At 40.2% G+C, this 18,954-nt stretch carries 21 protein-coding genes and 1 pseudogene; 13 read left to right on the top strand and 9 right to left on the bottom strand.

The window, feature by feature from the left end; translation table 11 throughout:
* The first annotated feature begins 144 nt into the window (after positions 1–144).
* The 10 genes and pseudogenes from AC3ZVC_RS24335 to fumC all read left to right on the top strand — a co-directional run bounded on the left by AC3ZVC_RS24335 (position 145) and on the right by fumC (position 10,774).
* Positions 145–1,431 (top strand): MFS transporter, encoded by a 1,287-nt coding sequence (locus tag AC3ZVC_RS24335; RefSeq protein ID WP_490065629.1) that lies wholly within the window; start codon positions 145–147, stop codon positions 1,429–1,431.
* Positions 1,432–1,582: 151 nt separating this feature from the next.
* Entirely contained in the window at positions 1,583–2,146 is a 564-nt protein-coding gene (gene sigY / locus AC3ZVC_RS24330; RefSeq protein WP_490065628.1) for an RNA polymerase sigma factor SigY, read from the top strand.
* Positions 2,100–2,450 carry a YxlC family protein gene (locus AC3ZVC_RS24325; RefSeq protein ID WP_490065627.1) on the top strand — a complete coding sequence of 117 codons (351 nt, stop codon included), beginning with the start codon at positions 2,100–2,102 and terminating at the stop codon, positions 2,448–2,450. Before sigY ends, AC3ZVC_RS24325 begins: the two co-directional genes overlap by 47 nt.
* Positions 2,447–2,653: a sigma-Y antisigma factor component gene (locus tag AC3ZVC_RS24320; protein ID WP_490065626.1), complete on the top strand. Its 207-nt coding sequence runs from the start codon at positions 2,447–2,449 to the stop codon at positions 2,651–2,653. The genes AC3ZVC_RS24325 and AC3ZVC_RS24320 overlap by 4 nt, the downstream gene beginning before the upstream one ends.
* Before the next feature lie 11 nt (positions 2,654–2,664).
* Positions 2,665–2,868 (top strand): hypothetical protein, encoded by a 204-nt coding sequence (locus AC3ZVC_RS24315; protein ID WP_490065625.1) that lies wholly within the window; start codon positions 2,665–2,667, stop codon positions 2,866–2,868.
* A complete protein-coding gene (locus AC3ZVC_RS24310; RefSeq protein WP_490065624.1) occupies positions 2,849–3,166 on the top strand; it encodes a YbjQ family protein in 318 nt (105 codons plus the stop codon). The genes AC3ZVC_RS24315 and AC3ZVC_RS24310 overlap by 20 nt, the downstream gene beginning before the upstream one ends.
* A 272-nt stretch (positions 3,167–3,438) precedes the next feature.
* Positions 3,439–4,227 carry an alpha/beta fold hydrolase gene (locus AC3ZVC_RS24305; RefSeq protein ID WP_490065623.1) on the top strand — a complete coding sequence of 263 codons (789 nt, stop codon included), beginning with the start codon at positions 3,439–3,441 and terminating at the stop codon, positions 4,225–4,227.
* 715 nt (positions 4,228–4,942) lie between these two features.
* Positions 4,943–6,700: an ABC transporter ATP-binding protein gene (locus tag AC3ZVC_RS24300; RefSeq protein ID WP_490065622.1), complete on the top strand. Its 1,758-nt coding sequence runs from the start codon at positions 4,943–4,945 to the stop codon at positions 6,698–6,700.
* Positions 6,697–8,708, top strand: a pseudogene (locus tag AC3ZVC_RS24295) (ABC transporter ATP-binding protein). The gene AC3ZVC_RS24300 and the pseudogene AC3ZVC_RS24295 overlap by 4 nt, the downstream one beginning before the upstream one ends.
* Positions 8,709–9,391: 683 nt before the next feature.
* Entirely contained in the window at positions 9,392–10,774 is a 1,383-nt protein-coding gene (fumC, locus tag AC3ZVC_RS24290; RefSeq protein WP_490065621.1) for a class II fumarate hydratase, read from the top strand.
* Between the two features lie 62 nt (positions 10,775–10,836).
* On the opposite strand, the gene AC3ZVC_RS24285 is transcribed toward fumC, so the two are convergent.
* Positions 10,837–11,055, bottom strand: a complete 219-nt coding sequence (locus AC3ZVC_RS24285; protein ID WP_009331467.1) for an alpha/beta-type small acid-soluble spore protein — start codon at positions 11,053–11,055, stop codon at positions 10,837–10,839.
* Positions 11,056–11,467: 412 nt separating this feature from the next.
* On the opposite strand from AC3ZVC_RS24285, the gene AC3ZVC_RS24280 reads away from it, so the two are divergent.
* Entirely contained in the window at positions 11,468–11,710 is a 243-nt protein-coding gene (locus AC3ZVC_RS24280) for a hypothetical protein (protein ID WP_490065620.1), read from the top strand.
* 129 nt (positions 11,711–11,839) lie between these two features.
* Here the strand turns inward: AC3ZVC_RS24280 and AC3ZVC_RS24275 are convergent, their stop codons facing one another.
* From AC3ZVC_RS24275 to AC3ZVC_RS24265, 3 genes are all read right to left on the bottom strand, one after another.
* On the bottom strand, positions 11,840–12,949 hold the full coding sequence (locus AC3ZVC_RS24275; RefSeq protein ID WP_490065619.1) for an ABC transporter ATP-binding protein: 1,110 nt from the start codon (positions 12,947–12,949) through the stop codon (positions 11,840–11,842).
* Positions 12,950–13,063: 114 nt separating this feature from the next.
* Positions 13,064–13,630, bottom strand: a complete 567-nt coding sequence (locus AC3ZVC_RS24270; protein WP_490065618.1) for a PucR family transcriptional regulator — start codon at positions 13,628–13,630, stop codon at positions 13,064–13,066.
* Entirely contained in the window at positions 13,591–13,956 is a 366-nt protein-coding gene (locus AC3ZVC_RS24265) for a hypothetical protein (protein WP_490065617.1), read from the bottom strand. Before AC3ZVC_RS24265 ends, AC3ZVC_RS24270 begins: the two co-directional genes overlap by 40 nt.
* Positions 13,957–14,084: 128 nt before the next feature.
* Here AC3ZVC_RS24265 and AC3ZVC_RS24260 point away from each other — a divergent pair, with 128 nt between their 5' ends.
* Positions 14,085–14,345, top strand: a complete 261-nt coding sequence (locus AC3ZVC_RS24260; RefSeq protein WP_026583956.1) for a metal-sensitive transcriptional regulator — start codon at positions 14,085–14,087, stop codon at positions 14,343–14,345.
* 67 nt (positions 14,346–14,412) lie between these two features.
* Here AC3ZVC_RS24260 and AC3ZVC_RS24255 read toward each other — a convergent pair whose 3' ends face one another.
* A complete protein-coding gene (locus AC3ZVC_RS24255) occupies positions 14,413–14,604 on the bottom strand; it encodes a hypothetical protein (protein WP_490065616.1) in 192 nt (63 codons plus the stop codon).
* A gap of 101 nt (positions 14,605–14,705) precedes the next feature.
* Positions 14,706–14,915 (bottom strand): YheE family protein, encoded by a 210-nt coding sequence (locus tag AC3ZVC_RS24250; RefSeq protein ID WP_490065615.1) that lies wholly within the window; start codon positions 14,913–14,915, stop codon positions 14,706–14,708.
* Positions 14,916–15,025: 110 nt separating this feature from the next.
* Between AC3ZVC_RS24250 and AC3ZVC_RS24245 the strand changes: the two genes are divergently transcribed.
* On the top strand, positions 15,026–15,193 hold the full coding sequence (locus AC3ZVC_RS24245; protein ID WP_490065614.1) for a hypothetical protein: 168 nt from the start codon (positions 15,026–15,028) through the stop codon (positions 15,191–15,193).
* Between the two features lie 145 nt (positions 15,194–15,338).
* Here the strand turns inward: AC3ZVC_RS24245 and AC3ZVC_RS24240 are convergent, their stop codons facing one another.
* Genes AC3ZVC_RS24240 through AC3ZVC_RS24230 form a run of 3 tightly spaced genes read right to left on the bottom strand, consistent with a single transcriptional unit; the run spans position 15,339 to position 18,953 of the window.
* Complete coding sequence (locus tag AC3ZVC_RS24240; RefSeq protein ID WP_490065613.1) at positions 15,339–16,511, bottom strand: YheC/YheD family endospore coat-associated protein; 1,173 nt, start codon at positions 16,509–16,511, stop codon at positions 15,339–15,341.
* A complete protein-coding gene (locus AC3ZVC_RS24235) occupies positions 16,508–17,872 on the bottom strand; it encodes a YheC/YheD family endospore coat-associated protein (protein ID WP_490065612.1) in 1,365 nt (454 codons plus the stop codon). The genes AC3ZVC_RS24240 and AC3ZVC_RS24235 overlap by 4 nt, the downstream gene beginning before the upstream one ends.
* On the bottom strand, positions 17,850–18,953 hold the full coding sequence (locus AC3ZVC_RS24230) for a YheC/YheD family endospore coat-associated protein (protein WP_490065611.1): 1,104 nt from the start codon (positions 18,951–18,953) through the stop codon (positions 17,850–17,852). Before AC3ZVC_RS24230 ends, AC3ZVC_RS24235 begins: the two co-directional genes overlap by 23 nt.
* Position 18,954: the final 1 nt, after the last annotated feature.

Genomic DNA, 18,954 nt, shown 5'->3' with positions numbered 1-18,954 from the left:
AAATCATATAATTAAGCTATTCATAGTATTGTTTAAGCCTTATCAGTCTCCAGGAGGAGATGGATACCATCAGAAGCCGCTTATGCAATGGTTTTTCCTGAGATAAAATATAGCTATAAAACAGGGGAACTGAGGTAAAAGCAGATGAAGAAATTTAAAGAAATTTTTCAGAATGCAAATTATGTTAAATTGTTTTTTGCTAATTTTACTTCACAGATGGGCAGTACGATCGGTCTTACAGCATTTATGTTTTTTCTTCTTGATCGCTTTTCAGAGCAGCCATTTTATGCAACTTTAACGGAGCTGATGTTTTCGGTGCCGACATTGACTGTATTTTTCCTTGTCGGTGTGTTTGCGGACAGGATGGACCGCCAGAAAATAGCTTATTACTGTGACTGGATCAGCGCTTTTCTATCTATTGTACTGTTTATGACCATTATTATCGGCTGGATGCCGCTCGTTTTTGCGATATTATTTTTAAGGAGTGCGGTTCAGAAATTCTTCTTCCCAGCTGAGCATGCAATGATACAAGGTATATTAAAGAGTGAAGATTATACAACCGCTGCTGGATTGAACCAGGTGGTCATGAGCCTTTTTATGCTGTTTGGCAATGGCATTGGTATTCTTGTATACTGGACTGTCGGCGTTTACGGTGCCATTCTTGCTGATACTCTTACTTTCATTGTAAGTGCATTGCTAGTAAAATCCTGCCGCATTCCCGAGGAAGTAAGACTGCCAAATGGGGTCCATAAGCTTAAAGACCTTAATATCCCCCTTGTCTTCAAGGATTTTAAGCTTGGGATGAAATATATTTTACAGCACAAACTATTATCTGCTTTGCTTGTTGGCTTTTTTGTGTTTGGGATAGTAAATGGCGGCTTTTCTGTGATGCCGATTTTTATGCTGAAATATAAGCTGGAGCCGCAAAGCTACGAAGAATATTCTATTTTGCTGGGAGTTATATTTGGGGTTGGCGTGCTGATTGGCAGCTTTGTTGCCTCTCTGCTCACTCAGAAGTTCAAGCTTTATCAGCTTATTATTGCCGGATTATTAATATCAAGCAGCTTTATTATAGCTGCCTCATTCACGGAAAATACGTTTTTCTTTCTTTCATTATTATTTGCTGCAGCGTTTGGTTTGCCTTTAGTAAATATCGCTTTAGGGGGTTGGATGCCAAGTATTGTTGATCCCAAAATGATGGGAAGGGTTCAGGGATGGATCAGCCCATTAATGATGTTTTCCCAATCCATAACACTCGGCTTCATTGCTGTGAGCTTCCCATCCTTACTTAAAGTAGAGATGCTTTACTGGATGGTTGGCGGCTGCTTATCGCTCGTAGGTGTGTTTTACAGCCTGGTTTTGCCAAAGTTAACAAAAAAAACCGAAAAAAATATAAAAACGCATTCTTTAGAACAAACTGGTACAGTATAATGAATTATCAGATAAAAAGTCCCTATATTTGGGGCTTTTTATGTTTAAAAAAATATTTTTTAAACTTAATGAACGAATTCATCTCTTGAGCGTCTTATGAGTGAAATAAACAGTAAACAATGGGATGATGGGGAAGAGAGGATAGAAGCTGATGGAGGAGAAAGACCTTATTATAAGTGCCAAACGAGGAGATCAGCTCGCTTTTGCCATGCTTTTTAAAAATAACTATCCCTTTCTGGTTAAGTACTTAATCAAAATTACGATGAATCCTGATACAGCAGAAGAGTTTGCTCAGGAAACGATGGCCAAATGCGTTGAAAAAATCAGTATGTATAATGGTAAAGCAAAATTTTCCTCTTGGCTGATTTCGATTGCGACCAATTTATATATTGATCAGCAGCGAAAGTCTAAAAGAGAGAGAAATTGGAAACAGCAGGAAGAAGCATTCAGGAGGATGAAATGGCAGCTTGAAAGCCGAAATGAGGAATGGAATGATGCCTTATCAGCCCTTGGAAAGCTTAAAGAAGATATCCGAATCCCAATTATACTGAAACATTATTACGGCTATTCTTATGAGGAAATAGGAGAGATGATGAAAATATCATCTGGCACTGTTAAGTCAAGAGTGCATAACGGGATTATGGCTGTAAGAGAGGAGTTGAAACTTCATGAAGAACCGAAAAGTGCTGCCGCTCGAACACGAACATCAAGATGAAAATGTTTTGGAAGCAATAAAGGAGATAGAGGACGGATTGGATTTGCTTGAAAATATTGTCCCGGTGTACACACCTGATGTGCAATTCTTTGAACAATTAGTTTTGGACCAAAGACAAATCATGAAAAAGAAATTCATGAGGGATTTGGCCATCTTTATAGTTGTTGCGCTCCTTGTTGTAAGTTCAGTTTTATTCATGCTATACCAGCTTCCGATTGCCTTTTTTGTTTTGCAGGGAATTGTCACTGTTTTTATTATTGCTTATAGTACAGTCAGCTTTGTTAAGCAGGTGAATGGTACATGAATAACGAAGAAATCTCCCTTCCTTTACTGATCGTTGTCGGGATCATTTTAATTGCACAAAGCACCTTTTTATTTTTGGATGCAAGAAAGCATGGGCATAATTATTGGCTATGGGGAATAATCGGCTTGATTCAGGCACCAATGCCGACGCTGTTTTATTTGATTTTTGTTAGAAAGATTTGGCAGAAAAAAGATAAGTATTGAGGGATGGAAGGATGAAAAGATTAAAGCAGATGCTCCTGCTTACAGCTACAGGCGGCCAGCTTCTAGGCGTTATCATGCTATTCATTAATATTAAAGCAGCAATTATGTTTTATATATTATATGCAATTATGATTTTTGCCATATTTATTGTACTGCTGGTTGAGAGAAAGAAGGAAAAAGAGGAGGATGACGGGAATGATTATCGTAACTACTGATATTGTACATGGAAAAGAAATTAAAGAAATAAAAGGATTTGTAAGAGGCAGTACTGTACAGACCAAACATATCGGGAAAGATTTATTGGCCGGGTTAAAAACAATTATAGGCGGAGAAATTGGCGAGTATACAGAAATGATGGATGAAGCAAGGCAAAAGGCTATTGGCAGAATGGTGGAGGATGCCAGGGCAAAAGGGGCAAATGCAATCATTGGCATGCGCCTGCAAACTTCGGCAGTCATGCAAAATGCTGCCGAGATTATCGCCTATGGAACAGCAGCAGTTGTTGAAGAATAAGGGGGAAACTAACCAGCTGAATTTGCTGGTTTTTTTAATGTAAATGTATTTAACAATTAATTGGAAAAAGATGCTGATTGGGTTTTGGATTTGAAAAAGAGGGAAGTTATTTGTAGGATAATTTTTTTTGGAAAAAAAAACTTGAAAATAGACTAGTGAATATTATGTGATTTTCAAAGCTTTTTTTAGTGAAATCCTTTACAATAAAGTGAAACTTCATTTATTTTAATTACTTAGATCAAATGACGCTGGAAAGAGGTTAGGAGTTTTATATGCTATATTACCGCACCTATGTGAAAGACGAGTCTTTGCCCTGGGTAACCTTTGTGCATGGCGCAGGAGGTAGCTCAGCTATTTGGTATAAACAAATGAGAGAATATAAAAAGCATTTTAATGTACTGCTGGTAGATTTGCGCGGTCATGGGCAGTCTGGCAGAGGAACTTGGGAAGAAGGGGATCATTTCTCAGAGGTGTCCCGGGAAATTATTGATGTGCTGGATCATTTGCGTATCGAGGAATCCCATTTTGTCGGTATTTCTTTGGGAACTATTGTGATTCAAACAATTGCCCAGGACCATCCTGCAAGAGTTGCATCTATGATTCTTGGCGGTGCCATTACGGAATTGAATTGGCGGACAAGATTTTTGATTGCGATAGCTAATATGACAAAGTATATGCTGCCTTATATGCTTCTTTACCGTTTGTTTGCCTGGATCATTATGCCAAAGAAGAATCATCTTGAATCAAGGCACGCATTTGTAAAGCAGGCAGCGAAAATGTGCCAAAAGGAATTTATAAACTGGCTCTCTCTGACCAAGTCGGTGAATCCTTACCTTGAAAAATTGCAATCGAACATTTTGCATATACCTACTCTTTTCATTATGGGGCAGGAGGACCACCTGTTTATTAAGTCTGTTAAAACGATCACCCAAAAAGCAAAAACGGTTACATTTAAGGTAATCAAAGGTGCGGGGCACGTCTGCAATATTGATGAACCAGACTTATTTAATCAAATTACAATTGATTTTATCAATAGACAAAAACGAAGATTGGCTTCATAAAAGATCCTTAATAAATAGGGATCTTTTTTGAATACAGAAAATTTTTAAGAATGGGAAAAAAGCCGATTGACTTTTGAGAAAAGCGATGATAATCTTACCAATATGGAAAATAATGAAAAGGAGGGGTACAAAATGATCTTAATCCATCATCTTCAGAAAAAAGCTGAATACACAAAAATTGTAACCTCTCCTATGAATAAAATAAAAATGTAAGTAGGTATTTTCTGCACTTTTTTAGGGAGCTCAGGTTACGAATCGTAACGTGGGCTCTGTTGTCTTTTAAGACATATCGCATGCCGCGGTATGTCTTTTTTTGTCTTTTGATTCAGCTTGAGGCGCGGTCGATCCTGAAGCGGAAATCAACCACTCCTCACTACTTGATTAAAAAGCAACAAATTTTTGCGAATACATCCTAACAAAATCCCAAAGAGCTTTATTATAGCTTTTGGACAAAATTTCAGAAGGTTTTACCAGTAGGAACTGCAGGCAATGCCTGTTTCCATATACTTTTGCTTGAAAGAGAGCGCCGCTGTTGAACAGCGGAAAAACAAACTTAGGAGGAGATTTACATGATTACAGTAAGAGTGGAAAGAAAAGCAGTTTTGCCAGAGGATCTTGATGGAGGCTAGTAAAGGATCTGGTATTGGCTAAGGGAAGAAGCGGATTGAATTAGACATTTAATCCGTGAACTTCCTGCCGGAAAGGGGAGAGAACTTTGATTTCAATTTTAGGGAAATTAAGCTGGTTTTTTAAAGAAAACTGGAAAAGATATACTTTAGCAATCACCCTGTTAATCATTGTCGGCATCCTGGATGTGATGCCGCCGAGGCTAGTAGGAATGGCGATTGACGATATTCACCTTGGTGCATTGGACAGTGCAAAAATTATGGAATATCTGGGTTTACTGGCATTAATCACTGTAGTGTCCTACGCCATTACGTATATTTGGATGTATCAGCTCTTTGGCGGGGCATTTCTGGTAGAAAGAAAGCTGCGGACACAGTTTATGGGCCATTTGCTGAAAATGACTCCAACATTTTTTGAGAAGAATCGTACAGGTGACTTAATGGCCAGGGCGACAAATGATTTAAAAGCCATTTCGGTCACAGCCGGATTTGGGATACTCACACTCGTGGATTCCAGTGTTTTTATGCTGACGATTCTGTTTACTATGGGGTTTTTAGTGAGCTGGAAATTAACTTTTGCAGCCATTTTGCCTCTGCCTATTATGGCTTATTTGATAAAGGTATACGGCAAGAAGATTCATACCCGATTTATGAGTGCTCAGGATGCATTTGGAGATCTGAATGACCGGGTCCTTGAATCGGTTTCGGGAGTAAGGGTTGTGCGCGCTTATGTACAGGAAAGGGCCGATCAGCAGCGCTTCCATAATCTTACCGAGGATGTTTATAAGAAAAATATTCAAGTGGCCAAAATAGACTCTCTGTTTGAGCCAACCATCAAAGTCATTGTCGGTCTAAGCTATCTTATTGGGCTTGGATACGGGGCTTATCTTGTTTTCCATCAATCCATTACATTGGGACAGCTTGTTTCTTTCAATGTATATTTAGGAATGCTGATTTGGCCGATGTTTGCAATCGGAGAATTAATAAATGTTATGCAAAGAGGAAGCGCCTCACTCGATCGGGTACAGGAAACTTTATCTGCAAAACAGGATATAAAAAATCCTGAAACACCTTCCGTTGTTGAAACACCTAATAGTGTTTCTTTTGCAGATGTACACTTCCAATATCCTTCATCCAAAGCAGCAAACCTGAAAGGGATACAATTGCATATTGAGCGCGGGGAAACGCTGGGAATTGTCGGAAAAACAGGCAGCGGGAAAACCACTTTTATTAAACAGCTGCTGAGAGAGTATCCTGCGGGAACCGGTACGCTTGCAATTGAAAATGTACCGATTGAAGATCAGGAACTTGAGAGAACAAGAGGCTGGATCGGTTATGTCCCTCAGGATCACGTTCTTTTTTCAAGAACCATACGTGAAAACATCCTTTTTGGAAGAATGGATGCGACTGAAGAAGAGATGCAAAAGGCCATTGATTTGGCGGCATTCCGCAAAGACCTGGAGATGCTTCCAGAAGGGCTCAAGACGCTAATTGGCGAAAAAGGGGTTGCTTTATCAGGAGGTCAAAAACAACGGATTTCCATTGCTCGTGCACTTGTAAAAGATCCGGAAATACTCATACTGGATGACTCGCTGTCAGCAGTTGATGCAAAAACAGAGAAAAACATCATCAATAATATTCGATCTGAACGAAAGAATAGAACAACGATTATCACAACCCACCGGATGTCGGCTGTCCAGCATGCCGATCATATTATCGTCCTTGATGAAGGTGAAATTGTTGAAGAAGGTTCACATGAAGAATTGATGAACATGAATGGCTGGTACAAGGAACAATTTGAAAGGCAGCAGACCCAGGCTGCCGCTGAAGAGGAGGTGCTTTCATGACAACAGGGAAGCGATTATTCCACTATGCACTCCATTATAAAAAAATGATTATTGCTGCGTTGCTGATGCTAACAGTAGCTGTTGCTGCTGATCTCGCAGGGCCATTTATCGCGAAGAAAATGATTGATGATCATATCCTTGGCATTGAATCTGTCTGGTACCAGACTCAGGGGGATAAAGAGGCAGTGCCGTACGATGGCCACTTTTATAAAAAAGAACAAAATATCTCCAATGGAGAGAAAAGAATCGATCAGGCCCGCATCCTCCAGGTGGGCAGCCAATTTATTTTTGTAAATGGCGAAGTTACTATTGATGGGAACAGAACCTTTAAAGACGGCACACTGGTAATAGAAAAGGGCGGTCAAACAGAAGCGTACGAAGGAAAGGTACTGACCAGTGACGAATTAATGCAATTTTACAGGCCGGAGATTCCGAAGATTTTTAAGCTGCTGGCCTTTTACTTTGGTATGCTGGTTATAGCTGCATTCTTTCAGTATGGGCAGCGCTTTTATCTCCAGAAGTCGGCAAACAGGATTATTCAAAAAATGCGGAAGGATGTATTTGGACAGATCCAAAGGCTTCCAATCGGTTATTTTGATAATTTGCCGGCCGGCAAGGTGGTCGCCAGAATTACCAACGATACGGAAGCAATTCGCGAATTATACGTAACCGTATTGGCCACTTTCTTTACAAGCGCCATTTATATTTTTGGTATTTATATCGCTTTATTTATTCTGAATGCCAAGCTTGCGGCGATCTGTTTAATCCTGCTGCCGATTCTTTACGTATGGACGGTAGTGTACCGTAAATATGCATCCAAATACAATCACGTCATCCGATCCAGGGTGAGTGATATTAACGGAATGATTAACGAATCGATTCAGGGAATGAACATCATCCAGGCATTCAGCCGGGAAAAAGATACGCAAAAGGCCTTTGAGAAGCTGAATACAGAGCATTATACGTATCAAAATAAACTTCTAAGCTTGAATTCGCTGACCTCCCATAATTTAACCGCAGTGTTAAGGAATATAGTATTCGTAGCATTTATATGGTACTTTGGGGGGAATCCTTAAATGCATCATCAGTAATTTCACTTGGAATGCTATACGCTTTTGTCGATTATATTAACCGTCTATTCCAGCCGGTACAGGGTATTGTGAATCAGTTAGCCAATTTGGAGCAGGCGCTTGTAGCCGGAGATAGGGTGTTTAGTCTGCTTGATGAAGAAGGTATTGATGTAAGCGATAAGCAAATCCCGCGCTATAAAGGAAATGTTACATTCGACCATGTGCATTTCGGTTATAAAGAGAATGAATATGTTTTGAAGGATATCAACTTTGATGCAAAGCACGGGGAAACAGTGGCGCTGGTCGGCCATACCGGTTCAGGAAAAAGCTCAATCATGAATTTGCTGTTCCGTTTTTATGATTCCCAGGAAGGAAGAATCATGATTGACGGCATGGATATTAGGGAAGTTCCAAGGCAGGAGCTTCGCAAGCATATGGGGATCGTCCTGCAGGATCCATTCCTGTTTACGGGGACCATCGCTTCAAACGTCAGCCTGGATGATCCCAATATCTCGCGTGAGACTGTGGAAAAGGCTCTTAAGGATGTTGGGGCAGATAAAATTTTTAAGCATCTTGAGAAAGGCTATGACGAACCCGTTATTGAAAAAGGCAGCACACTATCCAGCGGGCAAAGGCAGCTCATTTCCTTTGCGCGGGCATTGGCTTTTGACCCGGCGATTTTGATACTGGATGAAGCAACCTCAAGTATTGATACAGAAACGGAAATGATCATACAGGAAGCAATGAATGTGCTGAAAAAGGGAAGAACGACCTTTATCATCGCCCACCGTCTGTCAACAATCCGCAACGCTGATCAAATCCTTGTTCTCGACCGGGGAAAAATCGTTGAAAAAGGAAACCACGATGAATTAATGAGGCAGAACGGAAAGTATTATCAAATGTATCAGCTCCAGCAGGGATCGACCCTAGCTGGGTAAAGGGGAAAGCGCCGAATGGCGCTTTCTTTTTATATTTTTTGGCCAAAATATGGATTTGGAAAAGTGCATAATTAGCAAAAAAATATTGCGAAACAATTCTTAGCTGAATGATTAAATATTTATATATACGCGAAAAACTCAATATAACGCGGTAAATTGTTTTTACCAGTGAAATGAATTTTTATTAGCTTTTGCACAATAAAAGCGTTTTCATGTTCATAAAAATTTCACATCACAGACACAGAATAGTACCGATTTATATGATCCGAATCAGCTCTTCCATGATAGCTTTAAATTATCATATTGTCTGGAGGGATGAACGTGGAGGAATTTTCTATTACATTGGTGATAGCAAGTATTATGGTACTTGGTTACTTTATTGGTTATACGATTGTAAAAGCATAGCTGCCGGCTGCTTCAGCCAGGCAGTTTTTTTATCGCAGTCTAAGGGGCAGTAAGATCCCAATTCAAGACTAAGAGGAATCAATGGAGAATATGTGGGGGTCAAACTGCCCGTAAAGGCCCGATTGGTTCAACTAACAATCAGCAGGGATAAGGCCCCCTGCTGATTTAAGTTTCTTTATGGCTAAATTCTCATTCGATTCAAATTTTATCATTAAAGTTTGAAATTCAGGGAAAAGAATATATATGAACTATAGTGATAATTTTAGGAGGTATGAAGTTTGGCTGATTTTCGAATCGAAAAGGATACGCTAGGTGAAGTAAAGGTTCCGGCTGATAAATATTGGGGAGCTCAAACGCAGCGGAGCAAGGATAATTTTAAGATAGGGATTGAAAAAATGCCGATGGAAGTGGTTTATGCTTTTGCAAGGCTAAAAAAGGCAGCTGCCGTTGTTAATAATAAGCTCGGCAAGCTTCCTAATGAGAAAAAAGAAGCCATCACAAAAGCATGTGACGAAATTCTTGAACATAAATTTGATAGCCATTTTCCTTTGGCAGTCTGGCAGACAGGGAGCGGAACGCAATCAAATATGAATGTAAATGAGGTTGTGGCTAAAAGGGCAAATGAGTTAATCGGCGAACAAGGTCACTCTGACATGAAAATTCACCCCAATGATGATGTCAATATGTCTCAAAGTTCGAATGATACATTCCCGACAGCCATGCACATAGCTGCTTATACGGAAGTAGAGGAAAAGCTTATACCTTCATTGAAAAAATTAAAAGAGACAATCAAAACGAAAGAAGAAGCCTATAAAAATATCGTGAAAATAGGCAGAACCCATTTACAGGATGCAACTCCGCTTACATTGGGACAAGAAATAAGCGGATGGCGTGCAATGCTTGATAAAAATGAAAAAATGCTGGAGGAGTCCAGAAAATACCTTCTGGATATGGCAATTGGCGGTACGGCAGTAGGAACAGGCATCAATGCAGATAAGTCATTTGGGGATAAAATGGCAAAGGAAATTTCCAATCTTACAGGCTATCCTTTCCGCTCTTCTGAAAATAAATTCCAGGCACTGACCAGCCATAATGAAGTTGTCCATGTCCATGGTGCATTAAAAGCCCTTGCCGCTGATCTTATGAAGATTGCCAACGATGTACGATGGCTGGCAAGCGGTCCGCGAAGCGGGATAGGAGAACTATCAATTCCTGCTAATGAACCTGGAAGTTCTATAATGCCGGGAAAGGTAAATCCTACCCAAAGTGAAGCCCTTACCATGGTGGTATGCCAGGTTTTTGGAAATGATGCATCAATCGGTTTTGCTGCAAGCCAGGGGAATTTCGAATTAAACGTATTTAAGCCAGTTATCATTTATAATCTCCTTCAAAGCATCAGAATTCTAGCAGATGGAATGGCTTCATTCAATGAAAAATGCATGGCAGGACTGGAAGCTAATGAAGAAGTAATTCATGGCCACGTAGAAAGGTCACTAATGCTGGTAACTGCTCTTAATCCCCATATTGGATATGAAAAAGCGGCTGAAATAGCCAAACTTGCTTTTAAGGAAAATACAACATTGAAACAAGCTGCATTAAAAACGGGCTACATTACTGAAGAGCAATATGATGAATGGGTTATTCCCGAGAAGATGGTGTAAAAGTAAAAGGCCCCCCTTAGGGGGGGCCAAGCCAAATTTATTCAATTGTTATCTTGCTTTTATTAGAAAGAACCGCCGCCAAGCTGTTGTTCAGCCATTTGTACAAGGCGTTTTGTGATTTCTCCACCAACAGATCCGTTAGCGCGAGAAGTTGTTTCTGCTCCAAGGTTTACGCCAAATTCAGTTGCAATTTCGTACTTCATTTGGTCAAGTGCTTGTGATACTCCTGGTACTAATAATTGGTTTGAGGAATTGCTTCTGCTAGATGATTGGTTGTTCATGTGATTTCCTCCTCATAAAATTTTGTTGGATTTTGGTTGGGTTAGCTGGAATTGCACCAGCGCAAGGATTAATCCTGCTCCACTGCCTGGCTTAACCCATCGGTTAAGGTGAGTGGCGGCTTGTTGCCGCTGTGTTTACTCTCTATTATGTTTGATTTATAAAAGTTTATGCTTTTATAAAATCGGGAATTTTTTCCTGAAAGACTTGCTGATTAGCAACTTACATAACACAGTCAAAACAAACAAACGATAAGAAATAAACTTAAAAAAAAGCTCTGTGAAATTTGCCTGTTGATTTCAGCAGGAGGCACTCCCTTTCCGCGGGATTAGTGCTTTCCGCTCCAATCAACAGGGTGCTAAAAACAACAATAAGCTTAACAGAGCAAAAAAAAGAAAGTGAGAGGTTTTGGAAATGGCTATTTGCCCTGTTTGTAATGGGTTTGAAAAACTCGAAGCAACCTGCAGTTCTTGTGGAAAGAATATGGAGGATAGCGGAAGGGTAATGGATTTTTACGACGATTACAGTGCCTATATGCCGATTGACCAAATGAAGCTGGAAGATGGCTATCCGCATGACTACCAAAAAGAGGAATGTCCTCATCTTTTAAAATGCCCAACATGCGGCCATGATACAGTGAAGTTTATTAAAGAATAGACATGGAGTCTGCGAGCCAATAAAGAGGTTGCTAAAAGTATTTAAAACATGGAAAAACCCCGTCTGGCAGACGGGGTTTTCTAAAATTACGCTCTGTTAAAATTGCCTTTTGATTTTCCGCTTTATCTTTTATTCTTTTGTTGAGCGGATTCTGCTTTCAGTATTGGCGTCAAAGAAGTGAGCCTTGTTCATATCAAATGCTAAATCAAGGTTTTGCCCTGGTTTAATATCTGTACGGGAATCAACACGGGCAACAAAATCTTGGCCTTCAATGCTAGAGTAAATCATTGTTTCAGCACCAGTCAGTTCGGAAACGTCGATGCGGGCATTGATTTTTGAACCTGTGGAAGCATCAATAAAGACAGGCTCGTCATGAATATCTTCTGGGCGAATGCCTAGAATGATATCTTTGCCTACATAGCCTTGTTCGCGAAGTACCTTCATTTTGCCTTCTGGAACGGCTACTTGTGTTTGGCCGACAACAAATTTGCCATCCTCAAGCTTCCCGTTAAAGAAGTTCATAGCAGGCGAGCCAATAAAACCGCCGACAAATACGTTTTCTGGCTTTTCATATACTTCTTTTGGCGCACCAACCTGCTGGATAATGCCATCTTTCATAACAACCAGGCGAGTTGCCATTGTCATGGCTTCTGTCTGGTCATGTGTCACATAGATGGTTGTTGTTTGCAGACGCTGGTGAAGCTTGGCAATCTCTGCACGCATTTGCACGCGAAGTTTTGCATCAAGATTTGATAAAGGTTCATCCATAAGGAAGACTTTTGCGTCTCGGACAATGGCACGGCCTAAAGCTACACGCTGGCGCTGACCGCCTGATAATGCCTTAGGTTTGCGGTCAAGATATGGTTCAAGGCCAAGGATTTTAGCTGCTTCCTTTACACGGCGATCGATTTCGTCCTTTGGAAATTTGCGGAGCTTAAGTCCGAAGGCCATGTTGTCATATACGGACATATGCGGGTAAAGTGCATAATTCTGGAACACCATCGCAATATCACGATCCTTGGGCGGTACATCGTTAACACGCTTTTCATTGATATAAAAGTCGCCTTTTGAAATTTCCTCTAGGCCTGCAATCATACGAAGTGTCGTAGATTTACCGCAGCCTGAAGGGCCGACAAATACAATAAATTCTTTATCCTGGATATGAAGGTTGAAATTTTCTACTGCAGTTACTTTATTGTCATAAATTTTGTATATATTATCTAATTTTAATTCAGCCATTAAGATAACCTCCCAGTATTTTTGCTTACATTCAGTTTAAAGGGATTAGGGATTTTTCCATATGGCTAAACTGCACAAAAATCCTGTAGGCGGTTTTATGCAATGTGTTCAAATTCAGTGCTGTTCATACAGCAGACAAGCCAGGTATACCGTCACGGAGCTGTTAAAGTCTTTTAATTGAATGCCTGTTTTCTCCGTGAACTTGTCTAATCTGTATTGCAGTGTGTTTCGGTGAAGATACAATTTTTTTGCTGTTAAGGATACATTGGAACTATGCTGCAGAAATATCTTAATGGTATTTAACAGTTCTGGATCCTCTTTAAGAAAAGACAGACGGGCTAGCAGGCTTCCTTTTAAAAAAATGTCCAGGTTTGCCGCAACTAGAGATGGGAATGTTTTCTCGAATGAAAACACCCTTTCTGAAGGCAGCAAGGATGAGGCAAGTTCAAAAAATTGAATTTCTTCTTTTAAATGATTGGGAAAATCATCCCCTGGCTTATTCGGAACACCAATATAAAAATATGTCTTTACAAAAAAATCGCTCTCCAAAGCATTTGAAATGGCATAGAAATCGTCTTCTGCCAGAGGCTCTTCAAATTCTTCAACAATCACGCCTTTTGATGGTTGATTCCATAAAACAATTATGTCCTTCTCAAAAAAACCTTTAAAAGCAGCCTCCATATCTTCGCGTACCCAGTCGCCTTCGGCCGTTTTAAATTGAATAAGCCTGTATGGAAATCCCGGGCGATTTTGGGTACACTCCCATTAGAAAATAAAAAGTCAAACCAGGATTGTGCAGCAGGATTATGATGGAGAGAAACGTCATGAAAATCAAATAAAGTTTTTAAAATCTCTAGGCTTTCCTCTGAAATATCTTTTGCAGGTATGCCAAGCCATTCTCCGGTTTCCTGATAATAAAACCAGTATGTGTTTGAAAAAAAGTGGAAATCAGGCTTTACTTCCATTAGTATAGAGCTAGGATATTTGCCATGTATTTTTTTTAACATATTTTTATCCTTTAATTTGATAAATTTTTGTGTTTCTTATATTATAGCAGTTATAATTTAAGTAAAAAACTTTCGTGTAAACAGTCTTAGATTTTATAAATGGGTAAAGAAAGTTAAGGGGTGAGAATATGGAGTACACACCAGAGATGAAAAATCGCTTGAAAAGGCTTGAAGGACAAGTACGGGGCGTAATCCGTATGATGGAAGAAGAAAAGCATTGCAAGGATGTTGTAACGCAATTATCCGCAGTCCGCTCAGCGGTTGACCGTGCCATGGGATATATCGTAGCAAAGAATCTTGAAACTTGTATCCGGGATGCAAATACGGAAGGCAAGAATGCTGAAGATGCAATCCAGGAAGCAGTTAACATGATTGTAAAGAGCAGATAGTAATAGTCTGTCTATAAAACATAAGAGGCACCTGAACGGTTATTCGTTCAAGGTGCCTTTTTGCGGTTCAATCCGCTTTATATGGCGGTTCTTCCTTGTGGAGTTCCCTAGCCTGTTCGATATTAACTTCATCGCCGCGCCCATGCACGGATCCGCCTGATAAACCTTCGTTGATGATTCTGTCAATGTCTACATATGCTTTATCCCGGCCCTCATAACCCAAATCATCTGCCGCCTGCGGGTTCTTATCTTTGTCCATCGTTTTCCGCTCCTTTTTATAAAATTAATGCTGTAGCGGTTATTTTTCCAAGATCGGCAAGAAATAATACGGAGGATTCAGCGGTTTAGCCTGCTGACTGTTTACTGATCATAAACATGGAATAACATTAATTCGTGGATTTGCGATTTGAGATCTTCCGCCTGACTTCCTGGTTTCCCGGATGTCCATTCGATTTTTCCATCAGGATGGTAAATGCCCGCTATCTTTTGTTTTTGGAAATAGCAGGAGAATGTCCATCCCGGCAGTTGCTTATTTTCATACAACGGTTTGAATTGAAAGTGTGTTAACAATTGGCTAATGCCCCCCCTGGCTATCATTTTTAAAATTCCCGTTTATAGTCCAAGTAAAAGGGAATTGAATAGATGTAGAAACATTTTAACATTAAAAGGAGGCAAAATTGATGAAAAGGAACAATAAATTCATGATGTCAGCCATGGCACTTGGAGCAGCCTATTTAATGAGAAACCCGGAAGCCCGCCAGAAGCTTAAAGATCAATTTCAGTCATTTTCCGGTACTTCCTCCAAGAGAAATAAGGTAAAAACAACTAAAAGACCTATAACTACTTAATCATATTGTGTTTTGCGATTGACAGCACGTTGTGAAAAGTCAATTCTGGGTACACCATCGAATATTGCTTAAAATCGCATAAAAATAGCCGTTCACCTAACTGGTGTACGGCTATTTTTATTATCGACTTCGATTCTTTTCTGTCTTAAAATCCAGCCATATGGAAAAATATCCGGGTGAGTTCTTGGATTCTCTTCGATTCAATAGAAGGTTCATCAAAGCTCATGGGCTTTGCATTTAATTCATAAATAAAATACTTGCCTTTATTAGATAATCCTGCATCCATTGAAAATTCTCTGTAGCAGCCAAATTCCTTTTTTAAGAGCCTTCCAGCCTCTGACACTGCCATATTAATAAATTCATCATGTTCCTTTGTCCGCACCTTTTCATACGGAATCACTATGCCGCCATTGGGGATATGGGTAGTGATCTCCTGGTCCTGAGCCTGGCGAATGCCAATACCCGTAACCCGATATTCGCCTCTGATGAAATGAGCCAGAATCCTAAAATCAAAGCGTTTGCCGTCAAGCAGGGCAGGGCTAATCGCTTTCTGTGCCAAATAAGCTTTGCCTGTAAGCGTTACTTTCCATTCGTTCCAAAAGCTTTCAAAAGCTTTGTAAGAATATGAATCCTTAAGCCCTGATATTATCAGCCTTTTCCCATCCGAATCGCTTAAACGATAAATTCCTTTTCCTTTTGCTCCCTGTGCGGGCTTTAGGTAAATGTCTCTGTACTTCCCGATAAAATTCTTCAGTACCGATTCATCAGTTATGAGGATTGTATCCGGTATATATCTTTGCAGATGAGGATGAGCCATAAAAAGCTGGCAAACCTCATATTTATCGAGAAACCCGGGATTGAAAAACGGAATATTATGTTTCTTAAAAAAATCGCAGGCTTCATTATAAGAATCGGTTTGTTCATGCTTCCGGAACGGCACTCTGTTATATACAAGATGAGGTAGAGGGCAGCAAGCCTGAATCCATTTGTCTTGATCGGGCAAAAAAATATAACCGTTCAAGAAATTTTTTTCAATGTCTTCTGCTGTAAAGACAAACGAAATTCCTTTGTTTTGCAGGATTTCTTTTTGCAGGGCTTTAAATAACGGGCCATTGCCAGCTAGAGTGTTATCCTTTCCTTTGCAAGTCAGGATGCCAATAACCGGGCCTGCATTTTGATTTTGGCCTGATAATGAAAAGGAAAGGGGTCTAAGTTCTGTTTCCGGATCTGGTGACTTTAAAGGGAGAAGATTGCTGCCTAGGGTGGCTCCAGAATGACTGGACCACTCTTTGCTGGCCCAGTCATAAAAGACCCTCATCTGAAAACTTCCTCGGGTTTAGTAATGGACGCCTCAGCAAGGAAAACAGCAAATGACAGTGATAGCTTCCGGGTAAGAAGGTCAAATTCACGGAGCTGCGGGTGTTTAAATATAGATCTTCCCGGCTTGGAGTTTGCTTCGAAAAGCCATACATTCCCTTTGCGGTCCAAACCAAAATCAAATCCAATTTCGCCTATAATCCCTTCCATATTCCGTTCAAGAGCTTTGCTTATTTTTAGTGCTGCGGCAGTCAGCTTTTTCAATGCCTCTTCCTTTTCTTCAAAGGCTTCAAAAACTTCATCCAAGGTCTTGATAACCCCGCCGCTTTTTACATGGGTCGTAACACTGCCTGGACCAGCAATCTTTGCAGCCGTAGCGGTAATCTTCCATTCTCCATTTTCATCTTTATTGGTATGAATGCGGAAATCAATTGGGCGCTGATCATAGCGCAATAAATGGATCCCCTGCTGAATAATCATCCGGCTTAAATTTCTGCCTGCGAATACATTGCGCATTAAACTTTCAAGGCTATTATACTTTCTTAGCCGGTTTTCGTCCCGGTCCCTGTATCGGCAATAATAATTTCCTTCCGTCTTATCATAAATGATTTGATGGATACCTAGCCCAAGGCTGCCATTAATCGGCTTTAAAAAAACATGGCCATAATCGGAAAGCATCCTTTCGATTATGGAAAAAGAAGAAAAAGGATGGGTTTCAGGCAAGTATGCGCTGATTGATTCCTCATTTTGGAGCCTTTCGTATACATCCAATTTATTAAAGAAGCCCGGATTATACCAGGGAATCAAATATTCTTTCTGGAGGCGGTCACGTACAGCCTTTAGTTCGTTCTTTCTTTCGCTTTTTCTGTTGGGGAGTCTGTCGTAAACAACATTTGGAAAAGGGATTTCATAGGTTTCCCAGCCGTCCTGATGATAAAAAAGACCTTGGATGGTCCCTTGTTCCCAGTTAATGTGGTGCTCGCCGAATAAAAACGGAATGGCTCCCACTGTTTTCTTGACTGATAAAAGTTTGGCGAAAAACAAGGTTCTATCGCCAATTGGCCTTAATGGAAAAGAGGTAAAACCGGATGTGAAAATCCCGACGAGCGGGCCAATATACAGTGTTTCATGATTGGTGAAAGCGTGCAAGGGAATCGTTAAATCAGGAAACCTAAGAGCTTCTGCTACGTCTTTGCTTATTATAATCGAGTTCTTCTTCGTTTTATGGAGTAAGAAAGCAGCATCGGCCGATTGGGTGCCGAATGCCAGTTTGGTTAAATGGGTATGGAGGTTTAGCTCATTCGGGATATAAACAGTTTTAGACGGGGAGTCCAAAATTTCAATTTGATACTGTTTTCGCATGATCCTGTCTCCTTTCATTTTGAATGCTGGCTGCAAGGTGCTTCGCGTAAAGGAGGGGAGCGTTATATAATTCTTCATTTTTTTCAGGGTGGATGTTTAGTATCGTTTTTCTCCCCGGTTTGGAATTAATATCGAGAACCCATATTGAACCGTCAGTTCCAACCCCTATATCTATTCCCATCTCAAACAATGGCGGCAGTTTATCCTCCAGGGCAGCAGGAAGTGTATTAATAATTTCATTTAGCTCTTCACAAATATAATTTCGCATTGGAGAAGGAAAGGCAGCAATCCATTCATTAAAGGAGATATTTGTTCCGCCTGCGCTTAAATTGGAAATGATGCCCCCATTTTTCCCTGTTCGGATTCCCCGGCCTATTTCCTTCCAAGTGCCTTTTGAATCCTTTTGCAATAATATCCTTACATCAAAAGGCTGGCTTTCTTTATTTGATAGGTTCACATAAGGCTGTATGAGGTATTGCCGGGTTGATGTCAGCCTGTTCAGCCAAGCAATTGCCTTTTGGGGCTTTTCGAAGCAATGGGAAATCTGTCCATCCTTCTTATCAGTCTTAACCAGAATATTTTTACCGGTTTTTTCAATATAATAGATACCCTGTCCCTGAGACCCGCTCGCCGGCTTAAGAATAAGGGGCTGATCATGGCGCAATTTTTCAAAGAACTTTTCAGAACTTAAAAAGGGGTCAGTTTTAAGCAGATAAGGTGAAATGCTTGAATGGGAAAGGAGTTCATATAATTCAAGCTTATTAGGCAAACCGTAGCCAATAAAATGGATATCTTCTCTCGCTTTCAGCCAGTTGACAATGGACATACACTGCTTTGAATGGGAATCCTCTCCATAAAAACAGCGGTCATACAGGATTTCAGGAGCTGAAAAGACCTTTTGCTCCCATTCGGCTGAACTTGGATTAAAGAAGTCGCCGCTGATTTTTTCGGATATGGGATTTATATCAGAAGGAACAAAACGGAAGCAGTTAATGCCGTATGCATTAGCCCTTTTTGCCATTTCCAAAAAGTAAGATTTTTCATTTCGTTTATTTAATGTCATGATTCCGAATGAAAGCATT

It is taken from the genome of Cytobacillus sp. C11.1, assembly GCF_058145115.1.
Note: the sequence above shows the minus strand (reverse complement) of the source record. Positions and strands in the feature narration are given on the sequence as shown.